This is a genomic window from Arthrobacter sp. N1 (genome assembly GCF_048288285.1).
Classification (GTDB): domain Bacteria; phylum Actinomycetota; class Actinomycetes; order Actinomycetales; family Micrococcaceae; genus Arthrobacter_D.
Window position 1 is genome coordinate 3045413 of record NZ_CP102608.1, and the last position, 17604, is coordinate 3063016.

15 protein-coding genes are annotated in these 17604 nt (G+C 70.1%); 5 read left to right on the forward strand and 10 right to left on the reverse strand.

Annotated elements, in window-relative coordinates:
- Positions 1 to 43 precede the first annotated feature (43 nt).
- Genes NVV32_RS14180 through NVV32_RS14190 form a run of 3 tightly spaced genes read left to right on the forward strand, consistent with a single transcriptional unit; the run spans position 44 to position 3351 of the window.
- Positions 44 to 1456 carry a TrkH family potassium uptake protein gene (locus tag NVV32_RS14180; RefSeq protein ID WP_055767518.1) on the forward strand — a complete coding sequence of 471 codons (1413 nt, stop codon included), beginning with the start codon at positions 44 to 46 and terminating at the stop codon, positions 1454 to 1456.
- A complete protein-coding gene (locus NVV32_RS14185) occupies positions 1449 to 2117 on the forward strand; it encodes a potassium channel family protein (protein WP_055767514.1) in 669 nt (222 codons plus the stop codon). Before NVV32_RS14180 ends, NVV32_RS14185 begins: the two co-directional genes overlap by 8 nt.
- Position 2118: 1 nt before the next feature.
- Positions 2119 to 3351, forward strand: coding sequence for a glycosyltransferase 87 family protein (locus NVV32_RS14190; protein WP_422390584.1), 1233 nt, complete (start codon positions 2119 to 2121; stop codon positions 3349 to 3351).
- On the opposite strand, the gene proC is transcribed toward NVV32_RS14190, so the two are convergent.
- The 6 genes from proC to NVV32_RS14220 all read right to left on the reverse strand — a co-directional run bounded on the left by proC (position 3317) and on the right by NVV32_RS14220 (position 11965).
- Positions 3317 to 4174 (reverse strand): pyrroline-5-carboxylate reductase, encoded by an 858-nt coding sequence (gene proC, locus NVV32_RS14195; protein ID WP_422390585.1) that lies wholly within the window; start codon positions 4172 to 4174, stop codon positions 3317 to 3319. The genes NVV32_RS14190 and proC overlap by 35 nt on opposite strands.
- Positions 4175 to 4461: 287 nt before the next feature.
- Positions 4462 to 5262, reverse strand: coding sequence for a sugar phosphate isomerase/epimerase family protein (locus NVV32_RS14200; RefSeq protein WP_422390586.1), 801 nt, complete (start codon positions 5260 to 5262; stop codon positions 4462 to 4464).
- Position 5263: 1 nt separating this feature from the next.
- Complete coding sequence (locus NVV32_RS14205) at positions 5264 to 6277, reverse strand: Ppx/GppA phosphatase family protein (protein ID WP_422390587.1); 1014 nt, start codon at positions 6275 to 6277, stop codon at positions 5264 to 5266.
- Positions 6278 to 6332: 55 nt separating this feature from the next.
- Positions 6333 to 9080, reverse strand: a complete 2748-nt coding sequence (gene topA, locus NVV32_RS14210) for a type I DNA topoisomerase (RefSeq protein ID WP_422390588.1) — start codon at positions 9078 to 9080, stop codon at positions 6333 to 6335.
- Positions 9081 to 9203: 123 nt separating this feature from the next.
- Entirely contained in the window at positions 9204 to 11039 is a 1836-nt protein-coding gene (locus NVV32_RS14215; RefSeq protein ID WP_422390589.1) for a DUF7059 domain-containing protein, read from the reverse strand.
- Positions 11039 to 11965 carry a rhodanese-related sulfurtransferase gene (locus NVV32_RS14220; RefSeq protein WP_422390590.1) on the reverse strand — a complete coding sequence of 309 codons (927 nt, stop codon included), beginning with the start codon at positions 11963 to 11965 and terminating at the stop codon, positions 11039 to 11041. The genes NVV32_RS14215 and NVV32_RS14220 overlap by 1 nt, the downstream gene beginning before the upstream one ends.
- 86 nt (positions 11966 to 12051) lie before the next feature.
- On the opposite strand from NVV32_RS14220, the gene NVV32_RS14225 reads away from it, so the two are divergent.
- On the forward strand, positions 12052 to 12702 hold the full coding sequence (locus NVV32_RS14225) for a GNAT family N-acetyltransferase (RefSeq protein ID WP_422390591.1): 651 nt from the start codon (positions 12052 to 12054) through the stop codon (positions 12700 to 12702).
- Positions 12703 to 12750: 48 nt separating this feature from the next.
- The gene (locus NVV32_RS14230; protein WP_422390592.1) at positions 12751 to 15141 is read left to right on the forward strand and encodes a DEAD/DEAH box helicase; all 2391 of its coding nucleotides are present in this window, start codon (positions 12751 to 12753) and stop codon (positions 15139 to 15141) included.
- A gap of 125 nt (positions 15142 to 15266) precedes the next feature.
- Here the strand turns inward: NVV32_RS14230 and NVV32_RS14235 are convergent, their stop codons facing one another.
- The 4 genes from NVV32_RS14235 to NVV32_RS14250 form a co-directional block, all read right to left on the reverse strand.
- Positions 15267 to 15653, reverse strand: a complete 387-nt coding sequence (locus NVV32_RS14235) for an Rv3654c family TadE-like protein (RefSeq protein ID WP_422390593.1) — start codon at positions 15651 to 15653, stop codon at positions 15267 to 15269.
- The gene (locus NVV32_RS14240) at positions 15646 to 16116 is read right to left on the reverse strand and encodes a TadE family type IV pilus minor pilin (protein ID WP_422390594.1); all 471 of its coding nucleotides are present in this window, start codon (positions 16114 to 16116) and stop codon (positions 15646 to 15648) included. Before NVV32_RS14240 ends, NVV32_RS14235 begins: the two co-directional genes overlap by 8 nt.
- The gene (locus tag NVV32_RS14245; protein WP_055767484.1) at positions 16116 to 16379 is read right to left on the reverse strand and encodes a DUF4244 domain-containing protein; all 264 of its coding nucleotides are present in this window, start codon (positions 16377 to 16379) and stop codon (positions 16116 to 16118) included. The genes NVV32_RS14240 and NVV32_RS14245 overlap by 1 nt, the downstream gene beginning before the upstream one ends.
- Before the next feature lie 655 nt (positions 16380 to 17034).
- Complete coding sequence (locus tag NVV32_RS14250) at positions 17035 to 17553, reverse strand: type II secretion system F family protein (protein ID WP_422390595.1); 519 nt, start codon at positions 17551 to 17553, stop codon at positions 17035 to 17037.
- Positions 17554 to 17604: the final 51 nt, after the last annotated feature.

Below are 17604 nucleotides of genomic sequence, written 5' to 3' on the forward strand. Positions count from 1 at the left end.
CGCTTCGGCGGAAGGACCGGCACACGGGGCAGAGCGGACGTCAATGGTAAGTCAACAGCCACGGTGGCTGAAGGACGATCGACGCGGGTACGTCAGGCTGCTGGCCTCGGTCCGCGACTTCGTCGACTCCTTCGCGAACAGCTCCCCCGCCCGACTGGCGCTCTTCATCTTCACAGCGGTCATCCTCCTGTTCACCGCGCTGCTGAGCCTGCCGATGTCCTCGGCGACCGGAGAGGTCACGGCACTGCACGACGCGTTCTTCACCGCGGTGTCCGCCGTCTGCGTCACCGGCCTCACCGTCGTCTCGACCGCCACCCACTGGTCCTTCTTCGGGCAGCTGGTGATCCTCCTCGGCATCTTCATCGGCGGCCTCGGCACCCTGACCCTCGCGTCGCTCCTCGCGCTGATCGTGAGCAAGCGGCTCGGGGTGCGCGGGAAGCTCCTGGCCCAGGAGGCGCTCAACAACGCCAGCCGGCTCGGCGAGATCGGCACCCTGCTGCGGATCGTCATCACCACCTCCGTGCTGATCGAGATCGTCCTCGCCATTGTGCTGATCCCCCGGTTCGTGATCCTCGGCGAGCCGTGGTGGCAGGCGGTCTGGCACGGCGTCTTCTACTCCATCTCCGCCTTCAACAACGCCGGCTTCACCCCCCACAGTGACGGGCTGGTGCCGTACGAGACCGACCTCTGGATCCTCACACCCCTGATGGTCGGCGTGTTCCTCGGCAGTCTCGGCTTCCCTGTGGTGATGGTGCTCGTCCAGGTGCGGCACCGTTTCCGCAAGTGGACGCTGCACGCGAAGCTGACCGTCTCCGTCTCCCTGATCCTGCTCGTCGCGGGCACCTTCGCCTGGGGCTTCCTCGAGTGGGAGAACGAACGCACCATCTCGGACCTGAGCGTCGCCGACAAGACGATCCACGCCCTGTTCGCCTCGGTGATGACGCGGTCCGGCGGCTTCAACCTCGTGGACCAGAACGACATGACGTCCACCACGATGCTCCTCACCGATGCCCTCATGTTCGCCGGTGGCGGCTCGGCCTCGACCGCGGGCGGTATCAAGGTGACCACCATCGCCGTCATGTTCCTCGCGATCGTCGCAGAGGCCCGCGGGGACAGCGACGTGAGGGCCTGGGGCCGCACCATCCCCTCGGGCGCCATGCGGGTGGCCATCTCCGTGATCTTCATGGGCGCCACCCTGGTGCTGATCGGCAGTGCATTGATCCTCAGCATGACGGACGAGCCCCTGGACAAGGTGGTGTTCGAGGTCATCTCCGCGTTCGCGACCTGCGGCCTCAGCACGAACCTCAGTGCCGAACTCCCGCCCGCCGGCAAGTACGTCCTGTCCGCCCTGATGTTCGCCGGGCGCATGGGAACCATCACGCTCGCCTCAGCCCTGGCGCTGAGGCAACGCAGCACGCTCTACCGCTACCCCGACGAGAGGCCGATCATTGGCTGAGAGACCCGCCCACAACGCCCCCGTCCTCGTGATCGGCCTCGGCCGGTTCGGCGCGGCGACCGCCGAGCAACTGGTCCGCCAGGGGCGCGAGGTCCTCGCCATCGAGCGGGATCCGCAGCTCGTGCAGAAGTTCGCGAGCATCCTCACGCACGTCGTGGAGGCGGATGCCACGAACATCGATTCGCTGCGCCAGCTCGGCGCCCAGGAGTTCTCCGCGGCCGTCGTCGGGGTGGGCACGTCGATCGAGTCGAGCGTGCTCATCGCCGCGAACCTCGTGGACCTCGGAATCGATCACCTGTGGGTCAAGGCGATCACCCCCTCGCACGGCAAGATCCTGAAGCGTATCGGCGCGAACCATGTCATCTACCCCGAGGCCGACGCCGGGCAACGCGCAGCGCACCTCGTGGGCGGACGGATGCTGGACTTCATCGAGTTCGACGACGGCTTCGCGATCGTGAAGATGTATCCGCCGAAGGAGACCCAGGGCTTCACGCTCGCGGAATCGGCGGTGCGCTCCAAGTACGGCGTCACCGTGGTCGGGGTGAAGTCGCCGGGCGAGGACTTCACCTACGCCCGCCCGGACACGAAGGTCTCGGGCCGGGACATGCTGATCGTCTCGGGGCACGTTGACCTGCTCGAGCGCTTCGCCGGCCGGCCGTAGGGTGCCGGCACTCCAGACCCCGGCGGCGCCGGCGGCGTCCGGCAGGGTGGCCGCGCTCAACGCTGCCGCCTGCGCCCTGGTGCTCGCCGTCGTCGGCCTCGCCGCGCAGATCCATGGCCTGGACCTCACGGTGTACCGGGAGGGTGCGCTCGCCCTGCTGGGCCGCGCGGGGGACAAGGAGCTGTACGACGACGCGCTGGTCCAGACGGACACGCGCGGGCTGCCCTTCACCTACCCGCCCTTCGCGGCGCTCCTCCTCATCCCCGTGGCACTCGTCCCCGAGGCATTCGCCCTGGCACTCGTCACCGGGCTCTCCTGCATCTGCCTCGTGGTGGTGTCGGTCGTCGTCGTACGGTACCTGCGCTCCTCCGGTGTGTCCTGGAGTCGGCCGCCCCTGGCCCTTCCGGCGGTGGTACTCATGATCGGCATCAGCGGACCGTGGCGGGAGGGCCTCGGTTTCGGGCAGGTCAACGCACTCCTGATGGTGCTGGTCCTCGCCGACCTGCTGCGCTCCACGCGGCTTCCCTCGGGGGTCCTGATCGGCATCGCCGCGGGGATCAAGCTGACGCCGCTCGCCTTCGGCCTGGTGTTCCTGGCCCGCCGCGACTGGCGCTCGCTCGCCTGGCTCGCCGCCTCCTTCGGCTCCACGGTCGCGGTCGCCTGGCTGGTGGCACCCCGCGACTCGGCGATCTTCTGGCTGGGGGCGCTCTTCGACGCCTCCCGCGTGGGTGACACCGCGGACCTCTACAACGTGTCGCTCAACTCGGTCGTCATGCAGTCCGGCCTTCCCGACGGCCTCCAACGCCCGCTCTGGCTCCTTGCGTCGCTCGCCGTGATCGTGGTCGGCTACCGCGCCATCCGGCGTGCCGACGACGACGGCGACCGGCTGCGCGCAATCACCGCGAACGCCGTCGTGATGCTGGCGATCTCGCCCATCTCCTGGTTCCACCACTGGGTGTGGATCGCCCTGCTGTTCCCGGTGGGTCTCGTGTTCGCACGTTCGCGGGCGGGAGTGACGCGCGTCGTGACGCGGATCCTGCTCGCGGTGCTCGTGCCGGTCACGATGTTCTCCTCCATCACCGTCACCCTGACCCTCACGGGCACCGTGTCCGGCCAGGGGCCGCTGCCGCTGGCGGTCTTCGCCGGCCTCGGCGTCGTCGTGCCGGTGGCCCTGCTGGCGGTCTGGTCCCTGCGTCCGGTCAGGACGACGCAGGAGCAGCCAGTTCGCGCGTGATCTCGGCGGCGCGTGCCGTCGCCGCCCGCGCCCCGCTCGCGATGATCGACGGCAGCCCCATCGCCTCGAACGTCTCGATGGCACTCTGCGTGGTGCCGTTGGGGCTCGTGACGCCGCGCCTCAGTGCTGCGGCGTCGGCGTCCTCCTCGGCCAGCATGAACCCCGCCCCGGCCACGGTCTCCCGGGCGATCAGCGCCGACAGGTCCGCGTCGAGTCCGAGCTCGACTCCCGCCGCCGCCATGGCCTCGGCGAGGTAGAAGGCGTAGGCCGGGCCGGAACCGCTGACGGCCGAGAGGGCGTCCACCTGGGACTCGGGGATCTCCACCACGGTACCGGCAGCGGCCAGGAGCTCCCGCACCCTGCCCAGGTGCTCCGGCGTCGCCGCAGACCCCGCGGAGATCGAGAGCACGCCCCTGCCGAGCCTCGACGGCGTGTTCGGCATCGAGCGGACCACGGCCTGGCCCTCGGACAGGGCGGCCTCGATCATGGCGAGCGACACCGCGGCCGCGACACTGACGACGACGGCGGTCGGCTTCAGCACCGCGGCGATCTCGCGGGCGAGCGGGACGATTCCCACGGGCTTCACGCCCAGGATGACGACGTCGGCCCCGCGCGCCGCGGCGGCATTGGCGCCGTCGTCGTCACCCGTGGCGAGGACCGTGACGCCGTGCCGTGCGCGGAGCTCCTCCGCCCGCGCCGATCGGCGGACCGTGGCGGTGACGCCTGCGGGGTCGGTGCCGGCAGCCAGGAGGCCGGCCAGGATGGACTCGTTCATGGATCCGCAGCCGAGGAAGGCGATGCGCTGTGAGGTGTCGGCAGTCATGCAGCCATCCTGCCACGAGGGGCTCACAGCCTACTCCCAGCGTCCTTGCCGTTGCAGCACAAGGACGGGTCCTAGTGTTACTGGTACCTCATAAGGGTGCGAGTGATGAGGACCGGAATTCCTGATCCGGTCCGGCGTCGGTGGCAACAGATGATTCCCCCAACATCTGAACAGTCCACCGGCGCCATTCCATTTAACCCGCAGGTGCCCGGTGGCATCGTCGCCATCTTCCCCTCGTCCTCACCACGAACGGGCAGTCCGTCGGTCGGCGAAAGGGACGTGCAGCGTCAGCTGACGAGATGCTCGCGCGCGAACCGGAGGGTCTCGGCGAGCCATTCCTCCCGTTCGCCCGCACCTCGGGCGCGTCGCGTACTGACCTCGACCGCCACCACGCCGTTCCAGGCACCGGCGGCGAGATGTTCCAGCGCTTCGGCGCACCGCTGCTGGCCCTGGCCCGGCAGCAGGTGCTCGTCCTTGCCGTTCGGTGTCCCGTCCGTCAGGTGCACGTGGGCGAGCCGGTCCCCCAGCCCCCGGATCTCCTCGTACGAGTCCATCCCGGCGATCGCAGCGTGGGAGAAGTCCCAGGTGATGCGGTCGTAGGGCTCCGGCACGGGATTCCAGTGCGGCAGGTAGGCCTTCGCCTCGCGGCCACGGACCTTCCAGGGATACATGTTCTCGACCGCGATCTCCACACCGTACTCCGCCGCCACCCGCCGGATACCCTCGGGGAACCCCTCGGCATACCCCGTCTGCCAGCGGAACGGCGGATGCGTGACCACGGTCTTCGCGCCCACTTCCGCGGCCATGGCCGCGGAGAGCTCGATCTTCGTCCAGGCCTTGCCCCACACCTGCTGCGTGAGCAGGAGCGTCGGCGCGTGGATCGCCAGGATGGGCATCTCGTAGCGCTCGCTGAGGACCCCCAGCTGGTCCGGGTCCTGGCTCACCGAGTTGTTCGTCACCATGACCTCGACGCCGTCGTACCCGAGATCCTGCGCCAGGGCGAAGGCGTCATGCACCGCGAGCGGGTAGACCGAGGCGCTGGAGAGTGCCACGGGGATGGCGGGACGTGCATCCGGCGTGAAGGCCACGTCAGGCCCCCCGGGACAGCGGGACGCGCCGCGTCGAGTCGAGCTGGGCGTGGCCCACGCCCGCACCGGGCAGCGGCTCCTCTGCCTCGAACATCTTGGCGTCGAACCGTCGCAGGAGCAGCCCTTCACGCAGCGCCCAGGGGCAGATGTCCATGGAGGGCACCTCGAACAGTTCCAGGGCGCACTCGGCGACGAGCGCGCCGGCGAGCACCTGGGGCGCGCGGAGCTCCGAGACGCCGTCGAGGTTGGTCCGATCCTTCGCGCTCATGGCGGCGAGCCGCTTGGTCCAGAGGGTGAGGTCCTCCCGGCGCAGTTCGCGGCGGACGAAAGGACCAGCAGCCGACGGCGCAGCGCCGGCGATCCGCGCGAGGGACCGGAAGGTCTTCGAGGTCCCCGCGACCAGGTGCGGCCGTCCGAGATGGGCGAACTGCGGCACGGCCTCGCGGAGGGTGGACCTGATGTAGCGGCGCAGCTCCTTGACGCTCTTGGCCGACGGAGGATCACCCTGCAGCCAGTCGCGGGTCAGCCTGCCCGCGCCCAGCGGGACGGACAGCGCGACCTCGGGCAGCTCGTCCGTGCCCATCGCCAGTTCGAAGGACCCTCCACCGATGTCCAGGTTGAGGATCGACTCCGCACCCCAGCCGTACCAGCGGCGCACGGCCTGGAAGGTGACCGCAGCCTCCTGGTCACCGGAGAGTTCCTGGAGGTCGACGCCGGTCTCCGCGCGGACCCGCGCCAGCACCTCGCGGCCGTTGCCGGCCTCCCGGATGGCGGAGGTGCAGAACGCGAGGAAGTCCTCGGCGTCGTGCCGGTCCGCGAAGGCGCGTGCCTCCTGCACGAACCCCACGAGCTCGTCCTGGCCCTCACGGGAGATGCTCCCGCGCTCGTCGAGGTAGGCGACGAGCTGCAGGGGCTTCTTGTGGGACGCGAACGGGACGGGCCTGCCGCCCGGGTGGGCGTCCACGAGGAGAAGATGGACCGTGTTCGACCCTATGTCCAGCACACCTAGCCGCATTGTTCCCGCGCTCCCAGCTCAGCCCCCACCATTGTCCGTGTCCGCAGTGCCGCGGCTACTTGCCCGCCCCGACCTTGCGTTTGGCGGGTGCCCGCCGGGTCGTCTTCTTCGGCGCCGGACCCTTGGCGCGCTTCTCGGCCAGCATGTCGATCGCCTGCTCGCGCGTGAGCTCCTCGATGGCCATCGATCCCGGCACGGTGATGTTGGTGACGCCGTCGGTCACGTACGGACCGAAGCGCCCGTCCTTCACGACGATCGGCTTCTCGCTCACCGGGTCGTCACCGAACTCCGCGAGCGGCGGGGTGACCGTGCGGCCGCCACGCTGCTTGGGCTGCTTGTAGATCTCCAGCGCCTGCTCGAGGGTGATCGTGAAGATCTCCTCCTCCGAGCCGATCGACCGGGAATCGCTGCCCTTCTTCAGGTACGGCCCGAAGCGGCCGTTCTGCACGGTGAGCTCCTTGCCCTCCTCGTCCGTGCCGAGCACGCGCGGCAGATTCATGAGCTTGAGGGCGTCCTCGAGCGTCACGGTGTCCACGGACATGGACTTGAACAGCGATCCCGTGCGCGGCTTGACCTTCGCTGGCTTCTTGGGCGGCTTGGGCTTGCCGTTCTTGTAGTACTCCACGGGCTGGCTCGCGAGTTCCTCGGCCGTCACCTCCGGGATCAGCTCGATCACGTAGGGTCCGTAGCGCCCGTCGCGGGCCACGATGGTACGCCCCGTCTCGGGATCCTTCCCGAGCTCCCGCTCCTGCGACGTCGGAGCCTCCATCAGTTCGATGGCCTTCTCCGCCGTCAGCTCGTCCGGAGCGAGGTCCTCGGGCACGTTGGCACGCTGCGGCTCCGTCCCCTCGGGCGCGTCCGCGGGGAGCGGCTTCTCGAGGTAGGGGCCGAACTTGCCGACGCGCAGCGTGATGCCGTCCGCGATCTCCACCGAGTTGATGCGCCGTGCGTCGATCTCGCCGAGGTCGTTGACGATCGTGTGGAGGCCCGTCTCCTTGCGATCGCCGTAGTAGAAGCGGTTCAGCCATTCGACGCGGCCGGCCTCGCCGCGCGAGATGCGGTCGAGGTCCTCCTCGAGCTCCGCTGTGAAGTCGTAGTCCACGTAGTCGTTGAAGTGCTCCTCGAGCAGGCGCACCACGGAGAACGCGATCCAGCTCGGTACCAGCGCCTGGCCGCGTGTCCGGACGTAGCCGCGGTCCATGATGGTGGACATGGTCGCCGCGTAGGTTGACGGGCGGCCGATACCGCGCTCGTCGAGGACCTTCACCAGGGAGGCCTCGGTGTAGCGCGGGGGCGGGGACGTCTCGTGGCCTACGGCCTCGATGGCCTTCGCCCCGAGCGCGTCACCCTTGGCGACGTTCGGCAGGCGGGTCCCCTGCGCGTCGTCGTCGGCGCCGTCCTCGGCGCGGTCGGCGTCGCGCCCCTCCTCGTAGGCGGCCATGAAGCCGCGGAAGGTGATGACGGTGCCGGACGCCGCGAATTCTGCGTCCCTGCCGTCCGCGCTCGTCGCGCCGAGGCGCAGCGACGCCGTCGACCCCTTGGCATCGGCCATCTGCGAGGCGACGGTGCGCTTCCAGATCAGCTCGTAGAGGCGGAACTCGTCGCCGCGCAGGGACTGCGCCACCTGGGCGGGCGTGCGGAAGGAGTCACCGGCGGGGCGGATCGCCTCGTGTGCCTCCTGTGCATTCTTGGCCTTGCCCTTGTAGACGCGCCGTGCCTCGGGCACGTACTCGGGTCCGTACAGCTCCGAGGCCTGCCGGCGCGCCGCATTGATGGCCTGGTCCGAGAGCGAGGATGAATCCGTACGCATGTAGGTGATGTAGCCGTTCTCGTACAGGCGCTGCGCCACCTGCATGGTCACCTTCGAGCTGAAGCGCAGCTTGCGCGCGGCTTCCTGCTGCAGGGTCGACGTCGTGAACGGGGCGGCGGGACGCCGCGTGTAGGGCTTGGTCTCCACCGAGCGGATCGCGAACGTCGCCGACTCGAGGCCGGCCACCAGCGACCGTGCGGAGTCCTCGTCGAGGCGTGCCACGGCCGATGACTTGAGCTCGCCACGGTCGGTGAAGTCCTTGCCGGAGGCGATCCGGCTGCCGTCGACGGCGACCAGCTTCGCGGGGAATGCGCTGCCCTTCGAGGAGTCCTCGGGCGTGAACGTGCCGGTCAGGTCCCAGTAGGACGCGGCGCGGAACGCCATGCGCTCCCGTTCGCGCTCGACGACGAGGCGTGTGGCGACGGACTGCACGCGTCCGGCCGAGAGCCCGCGGGCCACCTTGCGCCACAGGACGGGCGAGATCTCATAGCCGTAGAGCCGGTCGAGGATGCGCCGCGTCTCCTGGGCGTCCACCATCGGGATGTCGACCTCGCGCAGTTCACCGAGCGCGCGGGTGACGGCCTCCTTGGTGATTTCGCCGAAGGTCAGGCGGTACACGGGGACCTTCGGCTTCAGGACCTGCAGCAGGTGCCACGCGATGGCCTCGCCCTCGCGGTCGGCGTCGGTGGCGAGATAGAGCTCGTCGGCGTCCTTCAGGGCCGCCTTCAGCTCGGCGACGGTCTTCCGCTTTTCCGGGGAGACGACGTAGTACGGCTCGAAATCCTTGTCGAGATCGACGGCGAACTTGCCCACCGAGGACTTCTTGAGCTCCGCCGGCAGATCCGACGGCTGGGGGAGATCACGGATGTGCCCCATGGACGCCGCGACCTGGAAACCCTCACCGAGATACCCCGAGATGCTCTTGATCTTGCTCGGGGACTCGACGATGACGAGCTTCTTGCCGTGCTTCTTGTCCGTGGCCTTGGTCGGCACTTCTCTCCTATATATACGGGTGCGATACCTCGGCAGGTTCGCGGGTTCACGGTCCGGAACCCCCTGCTGGGCCTCACCACACAGTATGCGTCATGCGTACCTGCACAAGGGTAACGGCTGGTTTCAGGCCCCCGGAATCAGGAACCCCTCCCGGATCAGCTGCTCGACATCGACCAGCAGCCCGGTGCTGAACGCGGGATCCGGCCGCTCGAGGAGCATCGCGAGAGCCCCCGCGATCTGCCCCGCCGTGAGGTCGCCGTCGCACGCCGAGGCGAAGCCCGCGAGTTCCGTGCTGAGGAGCGACGTCCGCCGGAGACCCGCCCCCTGGCGCAGCAGGATGACGCCGGGGTGCTCTGCGCCCGGGCGCTGGTGCCGTTCCTCGGTGACGTCATCGGCCACGAGGAGGAACTCGTCCGCGATGCCGAGGCCCGACGCCGACTGCTCGGTCCGCGCGGAGAGCCAGTCCGCGCGTCCGACGGCGGCGGCCAGGTGCGGGCCGATGGGCTGCTCGATCTCGTGCGTGATCTCCTCGAGCACGACCCGGACGAGTGCGTCCTCCCCGGCAGGGCGTCTCAGCCAGACGGAACCGAATCCGACGGCCTCGACGTTCCGCGAGGAGAAGTCCGCGAGGTACGCGGCGAAACTGCCGAGGTACGCCGCCCGGTCCCGGTTCTCCGCGGCGTCGCGCAGCCAGGTCTCGGCGTACTGCACCGGGGTGAGCTGCTCGCGCTGGATCACCCAGGCATCGACGCCGGCCGGGACGAAGGAACGGATCCGCCGGTCCCACGGGGTTCCCTCCGTGATCTCCCAGTTGCCGAGCAGCTGGGCGGCGCCGCCCGGCGCGAGCACCCCGGGAAGCTCGCGGACCAGCGTCTCCACGATGGCGTCCCCTGCCAGGCCGCCGTCGCGGTAGGTGTAGGACTCCTCCTGCGGACCGGTGCGCGGCGTGATGACGAAGGGCGGGTTCGAGACCACGAGATCGAAGTGCTCGCCCGCCACGGGCTCGAGGAGGCTCCCGAGCCGGAGGGTGATCCGGTCCCCCGGCTGCTCCGAATCGACCCCGAGCACGGGCCCGTTCAGCAGGAGGTTGAAGCGGGCGAACGCGAGCGCCCGGTCCGAGATGTCCGTGGCGGTGACGTGCCGGGCATGGGACAGCAGATGGAAGGCCTGGATGCCGCAACCCGTCCCGAGATCGAGAGCGCGGCCCACCGGCGTCCGCATCACGGTCTGTGCCAGGGTAAGCGACGCCCCGCCGATCCCGAGGACGTGGTCGTGGCGGAGAGGCCCGGGACGCTGCTCGGAGCCGAGGTCGCTCGCGACCCACAGGTCCCCGCCCACGTCGGAGCCGTAGGGACGCAGTTCCACGGCGGCCCGGATGCCCTGCGCCATGCCGGGCCCGGGCGACGTCCCCGTGTCGGCTGCAGGGTCCGCCCATGACTCGGCGGAACCGCCGGTGCCGGCGGACCCGCCCTCCTCGACCGGCTGCCCCTCCTCGACCAGCCGGAGCCGGAGGAGCCCCGCTCGTCCTGTCCGGGGGAAGGCGGCATCGATCGCGGTGCCGTCCACGGCGTCCCCGAGGAGCCACAGCAGCACAGGGACGGCTCTCACCGGCTCGGAGCGGGGATGCTCGCCGCCGTCGACGCGCTGCGATGACGTCAGGATCAGGGGTTCGCGCGCCGGACTCCCCAGCAGCCTCCTGGCCTGCAGGAGTGCCGGAGCCAGCTGTCCCCGGGCGAGGGCCGCGTAGGCGGCCGGGCCCAGCAGGGCTCCGACGCCGTCGACCGTGTAGTCGAGCGCCTCGAGGTCGGCAGCGAGCGCGACGAGCAGTGCGGGGTCCTGGCTCGACGGCGCAGTCGCGACATCGGCGTCGAACTCCGGCCACGCGCTGCCCGCCCGAGCCGAGGCAGCCTCGACGTCGTCGGCGTCGCTCGACCTGACCGCATCCTCACGCCCGCGCATCAGGCGGCACCCGCTGCTGTCGCTTCGGACTCGTCGGCCTCGCAGCCCTGCGGGCAGCGCAGGGTGACGGGGTCCGCGGCGCAGCCTGCGCAGTACAGGGTGAGGTTCCGGCACTCCTGATTGGAGCAGTTCTGGAAGGTGCTGGTGGGCGCAGCACACCGCACACACCTGCCGAGGGTGACGGCGTCGTCACTGAATTCGAGGTGCATGCGCTTGTCGAACACGTACAGCGAACCCTCCCAGAGTCCCCCGTCGCGGTACTTCTCGCCGTAGCGGACGATCCCGCCGTCGAGCTGGTACACCTCCTGGAAGCCGCGATTGATCATGAGGCTGGACAGGACCTCGCAGCGGATGCCACCCGTGCAGTAGGTGACCACCGGCTTGTCCTTGAGGTCGTCGTACTTGCCGGAGTCGAGCTCGCGGACGAAGTCGTGGGTCGTCCGCACGTCGGGGACGATCGCGTTCCTGAACCGGCCGATCTGCGCCTCGAGGGCGTTGCGCCCGTCGAAGAACACGACCTCCTCCCCCGCCGCCTTCTTGGCGTCGACCAGGGCATGGAGCTCCTCGGGTGCGAGGTGCGCGCCGCCTCCCACCACCCCGTCGCGGTCCACGCGGAGCTCGCCCGGCGCCCCGAAGGAGACGATCTCGTCCCTGACCTTCACGCTGAGCCGGGGGAAGTCCGCTGCGCCGCCGTCGGACCACTTGATGTCCATGCCCTTGAACGCGGGATACTCGCGGGTGGTCTTCACGTACTGTTTGACCGCGGCGATGTCCCCACCGACGGTGCCGTTGATGCCGTCCTTCGAGATCAGGATCCGGCCCCGCAGCCCCCACTTCTCGCAGAGTGCGCGCTGCCAGAGTCTGATGGCGTCGGGATCGGGGAGCGGCGCAAAGGCGTAATACAGGGCAATACGGTTCATCGACACGACTTAAAGCCTACTTTGCGTCTCAAAACGGTCACCCTCGCGCCCGTCCCTGTGATTAGCCGCCGCCGAGAACTATGGTTCAGCACATGGGCGTACATGCAGACGAAGAACTCCTCCAGACCTGGATCGCCGGATGGTCCGCGTGCCGCGGGTACGACGCGCACCGGGACGCGCGCAGCACCTCCGTGCTCCTGACCGACCAGCAGGACCAGACGGAGCACTTCCTCTTCGAGCCCACCGCTGAACGCTTCAGGGAGCTCGCGGCCGAGACGAAGGATGACCCGCGGCGCATCCTCACGGTCGTCACGAACCGGATGCGGGAGTTGATCGACGAGGCGGAATCCGCCGGACTGCGGGTGACCGATCGGCAGCAGTCGCTGATGAGCGCGGACATGCACGGACAGGACGTCGAGGACCCGCGACCGCCGGGCGACGAGTTCACGCTCGAACGGGACAGCGAGGGCGCCTGCCGGCGCGTGACCGTTCGGTCCGGCGACGCCGTCGCCGCGCGAGGGTCGGTCTCGGTGGTCGATGACTACGCGGTGTACGACCGCATCGTCACCGAGGAGGACTTCCGGCGCCGCGGACTCGGCAGCTACGTGATGCGGGCCCTGACCGCCGGGGTCCTCGAGGACGATGTCAGGACCGGGCTCCTCATGGCGTCCGCGGACGGCCGCGCCCTGTACGAGTTCCTCGGGTGGCAGCACCTGGCGGACGTGTTCGTCGTCAGAGGATAAACCCCCTCCGACCCGTCGCTGCGCCCGCCCCGATGGGAGAATTGCCGGGTGGCGCCGCCGAACCCCCTGATCCCCCTGCTCGGGGGTGGAACCGACCCCGAGCAACTCCTCCATGTGCGGGAGATCCCGGCGCGCGAGGCGGATTATGCTCCGTGGCCTGACTGGGCCCACCCCGACGTCGTCGAGGCCTTCGGGGCTCGCGGCGTCCGTGAGCCCTGGCGGCACCAGGTCGAGGGGGCGACGTCGGCTCACGGTGGGGAGCACACCATCATCGCGACCGGGACGGCCTCCGGGAAATCCCTGTGCTACCAGTTGCCGGTGCTCGACGAGATCCACCGCAGCGAACTGGCGAACCGCGCCACGCTCGCGCCCAACGGCTCGGTGGCGCTGTACCTGGCCCCGACGAAGGCGCTGGCCGCGGACCAGCTGTCCGCCATCAACGCTCTCAAGCTGCCGACCGTGCGCGCCGAGACCTACGACGGCGATACCGAGTCGGGGGCGCGCCGCTGGATCCGCGACCATGCGAACCTGGTCCTCGCGAACCCCGACATGCTCCACTACGGGATCCTCCCGAACCACACCTGGTGGGCGAGGTTCTTCCGCCGGCTGAAGTACGTGATCATCGACGAGGCGCACAGCTACCGCGGTGTCTTCGGCTCCCACGTCGCCAATCTGCTGCGGAGACTGCGGCGGATCTGCGCGAGCTACGGGGCGCATCCCGTGTTCATCGGGGCGTCGGCCACCTCGGCCGAGCCCGCGGCGTCCTTCGGCAGGCTGATCGGGGCACCCGTACGCGCCGTCGACCGGGACAGTTCCCCGCACGGCTCGACGACGGTCGCCTTCTGGGAGCCGCAACTCACCGGCGCCAGGGGCGAGAACGGAGCGGCCACCCGGAGGACCGTCATCGCGGAGACCTCCGACCTGCTGGCCAATCTCGTCGCCGCCCGGGTGAGGACCATCGCCTTCATCAAGTCCAGACGGGGAGCGGAGAGCATCGCCCAGACGTCGCGCCGCATGCTCGAGGACGTGCACCCCAGCCTGCCCCACCGCATCGCCGCGTACCGCTCGGGCTACCTGCCGGAGGAGCGGCGTGCCCTCGAATCCGCCCTCCGCAGCGGCGAGCTCCTCGGCGTGGCCAGCACGTCCGCGCTGGAGCTCGGCATCGACATCTCCGGCCTGGATGCGGTGCTCGTCGCGGGGTGGCCCGGTACCCGCGCCTCGCTGATGCAGCAGATCGGCAGGGCCGGACGATCGGGTCAGGATGCCATCGCCGCCTTCGTCGCGAGCGATGATCCCCTGGACACCTACCTGGTCCATCACCCGGAGGCCGTGTTCGACCTCGCCGTCGAAGCCACGGTGTTCGATCCCTCGAACCCGTACGTCCTCGGCCCGCACCTCTGCGCCGCCGCCGCGGAGCTTCCCCTGACGGACGAGGACCTCGACCTCTTCGGTCCCACCACCGGTGAACTCCTCGGCACCCTGTGCGAGCAGGGCTTCCTGCGCCGCCGTCCAGCCGGGTGGTTCTGGACGCATCCCCAGAGCGCGGCGGCGATGGTCAATCTGCGGGCCGACGGCGGCGGACCCATCAACATCGTGGAGGAGGAGTCCGGCGCGCTGCTCGGGACGATGGATTCCCCGCAGAGCCACTACCAGGCTCATCCCGGCGCGGTCTACGTCCACCAGGGACGGACCTACGTGGTGCAGGAACTCAACGAGGAGGACCACTGCGCCGTGGTGTCGAGGGCCCACCCCGACTACTACACGCAGGCACGCGACGTCACGCAGATCGAGGTGATCGGACGTGACATCAGCGTGTTGTGGGGAGAGGTGCTCGCCAACTTCGGCGACGTGAAGGTGACCACGCAGGTGGTCTCCTTCCAGCGCAAGGCGTTCTCCTCGAACGAGATCCTGGGTGAGGAACCCCTCGAACTCGGTGCGCGGGACCTTTTCACCAAGGGCGTCTGGTTCGAGATCAGCCCCCAGCTCCTCGAGGCCGAGGGCATCTCCGCGGAGGAGCTGCCCGGCGCTCTCCATGCGGCCGAGCACGCAGCGATCGGCCTGCTGCCGTTGGTGGCCTCGAGCGACCGCTGGGACATCGGCGGGGTGTCCACAGCACTGCATGCGGACACCGGGCAGCCGACCATCTTCGTGTACGACGGCCATCCCGGCGGGGCGGGGTTCGCCGAGCGCGGTTTCGAGGCCGCCCGGACATGGCTGTCCGCCACACGCGATGCGATCGAGGCCTGCGAGTGCGCGTCCGGCTGCCCGTCCTGCGTGCAGTCGCCGAAGTGCGGCAACCGCAACAATCCGCTCAGCAAGGGCGGCGCAGTGGCCGTGCTGTCCCTCATCCTGCAGCAGGCGGGGCCTGCACCCGCCGCTGTCTCCGAGGGCCGGACGGCAGGTACGGGCAGGTCCATCCCCGCCGGCGGAAACCACTGACCCGCGCACGCGCCGAGGAGCGGACCGGCTGCGCCCGTGACGCGCCGGCTCCGCGGACACCGTCGCATGCAGCAGGACGACCGGCCGCCGCCTCGCGGGTCCTCCTCCTGGGCGGATGAACGTCCTCACGGTGGCGGGCCCGCGCGTGCCGCTCCGACCGCATCGGGCAGGACACCGGCGAGGTCGATCCGCACGCGAACGGTGACAGTTCCCTCGCCGGTCGCCTCCACTGCGCAGTCCTGCACCGTCGCTCCGTGCCTGGCAGCCACCTCGGCCGCTACCGTGCAGGGCTCACCGACCGCGAGCCCGCGTGCCGTGTCCGCCGCGGCCAGTGCGGACAGGTCCGCCGCCGTCGCCGCTTTCGATGCGGCCGAGGCCGCCTGCAGAAGCAGTCCGGCCGATCCGATGAGAAGGAGTGCCAGTAGCGCGAGTCCCGCCATCAGCACCGTCCCGGCGCCCGTCTCATGGTCGAGCCGATCTGGGCCGGCTCCCGGGCCGGTCGACCTAGCCATTCGTCTCCTCCCGACCGGATGCCGACGCGATGAGGTCGATGTCCATCAGGTCGACGAGCGGCCCCACGACCTCGGCCCGGACGTGTACCGTCGTCCAGCCGCCGCTTGATTCGATGGAAGCGACGGCGCCATCGCCCGCGAGCCTCCGCACGGTCTGCTGCACGGAGTCGCTGCTCTCGCCGCGAACCGCCTCCCGCGCTCCGGCGCGCGCCGCCTCGTCGATGCGCAGTTGCAGCACGCCGACGTGGCCGATGCCGAGCAGCAGACCTGCGAGGAGGACCAGGGCGGGCAGCACGACGGCGACCTCGGCGGTGACCGACCCGCGGTCGAAGCACTCGCGGCCCTGCGCCCTCGTGGAGTCGAAGGAATGCAGGACCCGCGCCGGGCCGCGAACGGAGTCGACATCGGCAGCAGCCCGCGCCCCGACGTGACCGCCGTCGGATCCGCCCTGATCCCTGCGCATCAGCCGAAGTTCAGGGCCGACGTGATGAGGGACATGAGCAGCCCCTTGATCTCTCCGCTGGAGAGGACCGCGACGAGCAGCGCGGCGAAACCCACCGCCGCGAGGGTCGCGATGGCGTACTCCGCCGTCGCCATACCGGCCTCGCGATCGATCGGGCCGGCCCCGCGGTCACGGAGGATCCGCTCGTTGGAGCGGCGGCGCCGCGCGAGAGCACGCCGGGCAGCCCGGTTGCGGCCGGCGTCGTCGGCCCCTCCGTGCAGCACAGTCCCTTTGTCCGGCGCGTGGCTGTGCCCCCGTCCGTCGCGGTCAACGAGGCCGGAGGGCGGGATGACAGGGAGGCGCGGTACGACGAACATCCTCGACCCATCCCCGCAGTGGGTAGATGCCAAGGGCTCGGCCTCACGCGGATCGCGTCCTGCGACCGGGCCCGACGGGTGAACGGGATCATCATCCTGCAGTCCCTCCCCGGCGTGCAGCGTCCTCTGGTGAGTCTCCGGGCGACTCGTGGGCAGTTCGTTGACCATGACATCTCCTTCTCGTCGTGGGCTTCCCCACGCTCGGTGCGCGACGGTCGTCGCAGGAACAACTCTCGCCAGCTCGACCGATGACCCGGTCGGACGGAGGCGCTAAGTGGATAACCGGTCGCGGATGACGCAGCAGGTCCTGCTCCGGCCCGATCGCCGCGTCGGCCGGCGGGCTGCTGCGGCGGATCCACAGGGCACGGCCCGACCGAACAGTCACGGCCAGCGGGCGGCCACCGGACCGAACGGTCACGGCAACGAGGGGGCTGACGTCCGAGCCGGACTCGGCCAGACGGGGGTCGACGACCCTGACCGGGCAGGGCCCGCCGGCGGTCGCCGGACCGGATGGAGCGGGCACGGCATGAGCGGAACCGACGGAGCACGCCGATGGACCCGCCTAGAGCGCCGGCAGGAGACCGAGGACCACGGGAACGACGCCGAGGCAGATGAACGCCGGCAGGGAGCAGAGTCCCAGCGGCAGGACGAGGTGCACCCCGAGCGCCGCTGCCTTCCGCTCTCCTGCGCTGATGCGGCGACGCCGGATCTGCAGGGCGTGTGCCCGCAGCAGTTCGGCTGACGGGGCGCCGGTCGTGACCGCGAACTGGAGTCCGCGACGCACGGCACCAACGGTCCCTGCGGCGCGCTGCTCACCTCCACGCAGGGGAACGCGTGGCCGGCCGCCCGGCTCCGTCCTCGTGGTCACCGCCATCTCCCAGGCGTCGTCCCAGGCGGCTCCTAGACGTCGTGCCTGATGAACCCGGCTCAGTGGGGTACCGACGTCGACGTCCGCCACCGAGGCAACCGCAGCCAGGGCATTCTCGACCGAGGACCCCGCGTCGAGCATCGCCGCCATCAGGTCGAGGAGCAGGGGCGCGTCGTCCACACCCCGCCGCTCGCGGGAGCGTCGCGACGGCACCGGTGCGCGCCTGGTCCGAGGTGGGTGCAGAGAGAGGAGGATCGTCCCTGC